This is a genomic window from Blautia sp. HCP3S3_D9, assembly GCF_052063845.1.
GTDB lineage: Bacteria > Bacillota > Clostridia > Lachnospirales > Lachnospiraceae > Blautia_A.
This window is the reverse complement of record NZ_JBQHWS010000202.1, coordinates 1-4104: the sequence shown is the minus strand read 5'-3', so window position 1 is coordinate 4104 and position 4104 is coordinate 1. Positions and strand designations below refer to the sequence as shown.

Annotated in this window: 5 protein-coding genes; 2 read left to right on the top strand and 3 right to left on the bottom strand. The window is 39.4% G+C overall.

From position 1 onward, the window contains the following. Nucleotides 1-163 precede the first annotated feature (163 nt). On the top strand, nucleotides 164-499 hold the full coding sequence (locus ACTNES_RS19785; protein WP_441034500.1) for a hypothetical protein: 336 nt from the start codon (nucleotides 164-166) through the stop codon (nucleotides 497-499). Between the two features lie 73 nt (nucleotides 500-572). On the opposite strand, the gene ACTNES_RS19780 is transcribed toward ACTNES_RS19785, so the two are convergent. The 3 genes from ACTNES_RS19780 to ACTNES_RS19770 form a co-directional block, all read right to left on the bottom strand. Next, the gene (locus ACTNES_RS19780) at nucleotides 573-701 is read right to left on the bottom strand and encodes a hypothetical protein (protein WP_441040472.1); all 129 of its coding nucleotides are present in this window, start codon (nucleotides 699-701) and stop codon (nucleotides 573-575) included. 60 nt (nucleotides 702-761) lie between these two features. Then, nucleotides 762-1727: a hypothetical protein gene (locus ACTNES_RS19775; protein WP_441040471.1), complete on the bottom strand. Its 966-nt coding sequence runs from the start codon at nucleotides 1725-1727 to the stop codon at nucleotides 762-764. Nucleotides 1728-1894: 167 nt separating this feature from the next. Further along, nucleotides 1895-2593, bottom strand: coding sequence for a carboxypeptidase-like regulatory domain-containing protein (locus ACTNES_RS19770; RefSeq protein WP_441040470.1), 699 nt, complete (start codon nucleotides 2591-2593; stop codon nucleotides 1895-1897). Nucleotides 2594-2907: 314 nt separating this feature from the next. On the opposite strand from ACTNES_RS19770, the gene ACTNES_RS19765 reads away from it, so the two are divergent. Next, nucleotides 2908-3930, top strand: a complete 1023-nt coding sequence (locus ACTNES_RS19765) for an IS701 family transposase (protein ID WP_330636029.1) — start codon at nucleotides 2908-2910, stop codon at nucleotides 3928-3930. Nucleotides 3931-4104 lie beyond the last annotated feature (174 nt).

Genomic DNA, 4104 nt, shown 5'->3' with positions numbered 1-4104 from the left:
TGGATGCTCTTTTTTCATTCACTTGATAGGTGAAAAGCAATATACTGTTAAAACACAGCAACTATGCGGCTTTCAGCCGGTTTCACGGCTGTTCCGCGAATAATCTAGGATGAATGTAGTAGACGTGGCATCAACTTCATAAAAATTTCGAGGAGGTAAACCAATGTTATCTAATGAACTACTGGTTGACGCTATTAAAAGCGGTGCTACAAATGAGGAAATTTACGAACTTGTCAGGTCAATCTATGGAGAGGCCATGAAGAAAACCTATTATTCTTTGCTTAATAGAGATAAATATTATCAATCGCTTCTTACTAAAACAGATGAAGCCGAGAAAAAGCTGAACCAACAAGAGATGTCTGTGGAAACCAGAAATGCTGTAGATCATTTTATTGATTTATCTACGGAAATAGATGATGAATCTCATGCCGTATTGTATCTTGCAGCATTTATAGATTCATACCGTTTTTTCAAGGCATTGGGACTTGTCATTTGCTAATAAACTTCAAAAAATAAAATATGTATGACGACAACAGGAGGAAAGGTATCTGCCTTTCCTCCTGTCATTTTTCTTAAAGATTATATTCTTTATATAACTGCTCACCTCTCGCCTGTCCGATTGCCTCTCCTTCTGCACGTCCAATCGCTTTTCCCTCAGCTTTAAGTCTTTCAGATTCCAATTCCAGGACTTTTCCTCCCATAATATCACCTATTCCTTTCCGAACATTCTCTTCTTTTCGTAAGATATAGGGTACATCATATTACCAGTATTTCTTCACATAATTACTGGCAGCTTCTTTAGATAAAGAAAACTCTTCCATCACATTTTTAATAGCTGCTTTCTGGTCAAGTTTAAATTTTTTACAGGTTTTAATTGTGCCAGCAATCATGCCCTCCTGAAGTCCTTCTTTCTTGCCTTCCTGCTTTCCTTCCATTTTTAATTCTTCCAACGCACTACACATATTAACCCGACCTCCTTTTTGTTCCAGTTCTAAAGCATGATCTATCAGTTCCTGCGACTGTGTGATCGCTCCGATCACCACTCCCAGTTCTGATGCAATCAGCCTGTCTTTATATACTGTATTAATTTTATTATAATCACGTTCATATATAGAACGGCTGATATCAAATACAGTATTGACATCCTGATTATGAAACTGAAGTGATCCGCTTGTCCTTAATTCGAGTAAATTCATCTTATAGTCTGCTACCAGAGGTTTTATTTTCTCTGGAACCTCCAGCATATCCATCAGGCACAAAGGTCCGTCCCATGGATTCTCTCCATAATAAACGCAAAGGCTTATCATTGGATGCAGTCTGTCTGTTTTCTTCATATTGGAAAGAAACTCATCTGATGATGCAAAGTTCTTATCTTTTCGGTTCTTTGCTGCAATTTCCTGATACTCTTTTAGATAGGAAAAACCATCTCCAATCATATGACGAAGTGGCATTGCATAATGAATTTTTGCCTGATTTTCCAGTCCCCAGATTACAAAATCAATACCATATGCTGTTTTCTTTACAACATCCAGTACTTTCTGTACTGTTTCAGCATGTCCATTAAATTTGAGAAATGAGGAAACATCCGTGTCTGCTTCTGACAGATCAGCTGGATTCAGTACCTGTTCACCGTCAAACAGTGCAGCATTAAACAAATCTGCAAAATGATGATTGTCTCTCCAAAAGTTCTTTAGTATGGTATCCGGTTTAATTTTATTTTGTTTCACCGTTTGCCATCCTCCTTTTCTAATATCACTATACCATAGGTTATTTTCGATTTCTATCAGAAAATTTTTCTAATCTTCCTTATCCCTGTTATTTTCTATGGTATAAGCGTTTTTCCCATGAACTTTAATACATAATTCGTCAAACTGAATGTTCCTGCAATACCGAATTAGTGAACATTCCGGTACCATTCCGTATATACACGATTTAATGTAAACGACATGATTGCCAGAATGTTTGCTCTTATCGTATCATCCGGCCAGGTGGCATAGATTTCACTGCTTGCTACATTTTTAATATAATCCCGATAACGTACATAATAATTCTCTGCTGAGGAATCATTGATCGGGCCGTCATGTACCACGATATATTCCGGAACAACCACTTTGTTCAGTACGATTTCTCCGGTTTCATTGATTGCCTTAATCTCAGATTCCTCAATCTTTGGCGGATATTCATAAAACAAAGTATGTGGCGGGATTACGACTCTTTGATAGCTTTCTCCCGGCTCCAGTGCATTTAATGTCGCCGGCTGTCTGGACAGAACATCCGGCAGCACCTCGCTGCCTGCCACTTCCTTAGGCTCAAACCCTTCCGCATCAATCTGCACCGTATATTCCGCATAAGGTTGCTGCTCCACCGGTTCCATACTGTATTCCAACGGCGGAGTCTTCAATTCGATCACCGGCGTCCTCCCCGAAGAATCCGTTATCACCTCTTCGATCACACTGTCCGGCGCTCCCGTATAAGAAATCCTCACCCGCGCATTTTCAACCGGACGGTTACTCAGCTGATCCACCACCGAAACCTGGTATCGTCCCGTATCCACATTCGCCTGCTGCATACGCATATTTTTATAAAAAGCCATAAAAGCTCCTCAAAAGCTGCTTTATTAATAGTTTATGCTCCTCAAAATTGAAATGTCACATGATAATTATTTTATACCTGTTATCATTCACCTTGTAACCTTAATAATCAACACCACTTTACAACTTTTTCATAAAAAAATATCGTACAGGGTTTTCTGATGTATAATGAGTTTGCTGAAAACATTACAAAGGAAAGTGGCCCTGTACGACAAAATCATTATACAACGAAAAAACACTGATTGGTAGACTTCATCAATATTTTTTGATTTATTTTGAAACTTTTTCTGTTCCAACAGCAGATACCCTGTTTCTGTTGATATTATTCATATTTGGCACAAAGTTTGAAAATGTTTCAAAACTGTTTGACCATGCTGCACACAATGGTTCTAACTATTTGAATGGACATTGCTTTGTGAGCGTCATGCTCTGCGTGCCCGTCTGGAATCACGATAAGGTATCGTACCTTTCTGTTCCTCTCGGTTATCGTATGTGGCAGAAAAAAGAATCAAAACTGGAATTGGCCGCATCCATGATCCGGCAGGTTATGCCAGAATTTCACGGCAAAGAACATGTCATTATTCTTTGCGACAGCTGGTATACAAAACAGAACCTGGTATCTGTCATTGATGAATATCCAAACCTGGATCTGATTGGTAATGCAAGGGCTGACTCTGTCATGTATGATCTTGAGCCTGCGCGCACTGGACACAGGGGACGTCCTGCTAAACATGGCAAACGCCTTTCTGTTGAGACAGATTTTACTTTTTCCAATGAAAAGATTGGAGATTATTATACCGGTGTCCGCCGGGTTCTGACCAGGATCTTTGGTACCCGTGAAGTCCTTGCGTATGTCACTGCCGCTGAAAAAGAGCATGGCACAAAACGGCTGTTCTTCAGCACTGTTTTTCCAGAAGATCTGCAGATTTTCTGTGCATGGCAGGAGAAAGCACCACTGAACCAGACAGGCAGTGACCGGATGAAATACATTCCACTCTTTCTATACTCGTTTCGCTGGAATATTGAAACGAGCTACTATGAGCAGAAAACATTCTGGTCTTTTTGCAGCTATATGGTGCGAAGCTGCAAAGGGATTGAGATGCTGGTTAACCTGATCAACATCAGTTACTGTGCTATGAAGATTCTGCCCTATCAGAACGAACATTTTTCTGAGTACCGCACCAAAAGTGTACAGGAGTTTCGTTTTGAATTAAGTCAGGGCATTCGCAGTCAGATATTTTTTGCCACTTTCGTGAAAAATATCGAAACACACATAAAATCAAATGCTATGACAAGGGCTTTAAAACAGTTGGTTTGTCAGCAAGTCTACCATTTATAAAGTTGTAAACTGGTGTAATTATGATGTTATCCTATAATTTAACTTTTCATTTTCCCACAGAAAAAAACACTTTCGTTTCCTCTTAGCGTACATTACTTCAGAGGATTGCTATAAGTACAAGATTATCATAAATCCAAGATAAGTTCCTGTCTCTTATACACATCTGACGCTGCC

Excerpts from the sequence above, each read along its gene's own strand:
- ACTNES_RS19785 (WP_441034500.1), top strand. The coding sequence starts at position 164 with ATGTTATCTAATGAACTACTGGTTGACGCTATTAAAAGCGGTGCTACA.
- ACTNES_RS19780 (WP_441040472.1), bottom strand. The coding sequence starts at position 701 with ATGGGAGGAAAAGTCCTGGAATTGGAATCTGAAAGACTTAAAGCTGAG.
- ACTNES_RS19770 (WP_441040470.1), bottom strand. The coding sequence starts at position 2,593 with ATGGCTTTTTATAAAAATATGCGTATGCAGCAGGCGAATGTGGATACG.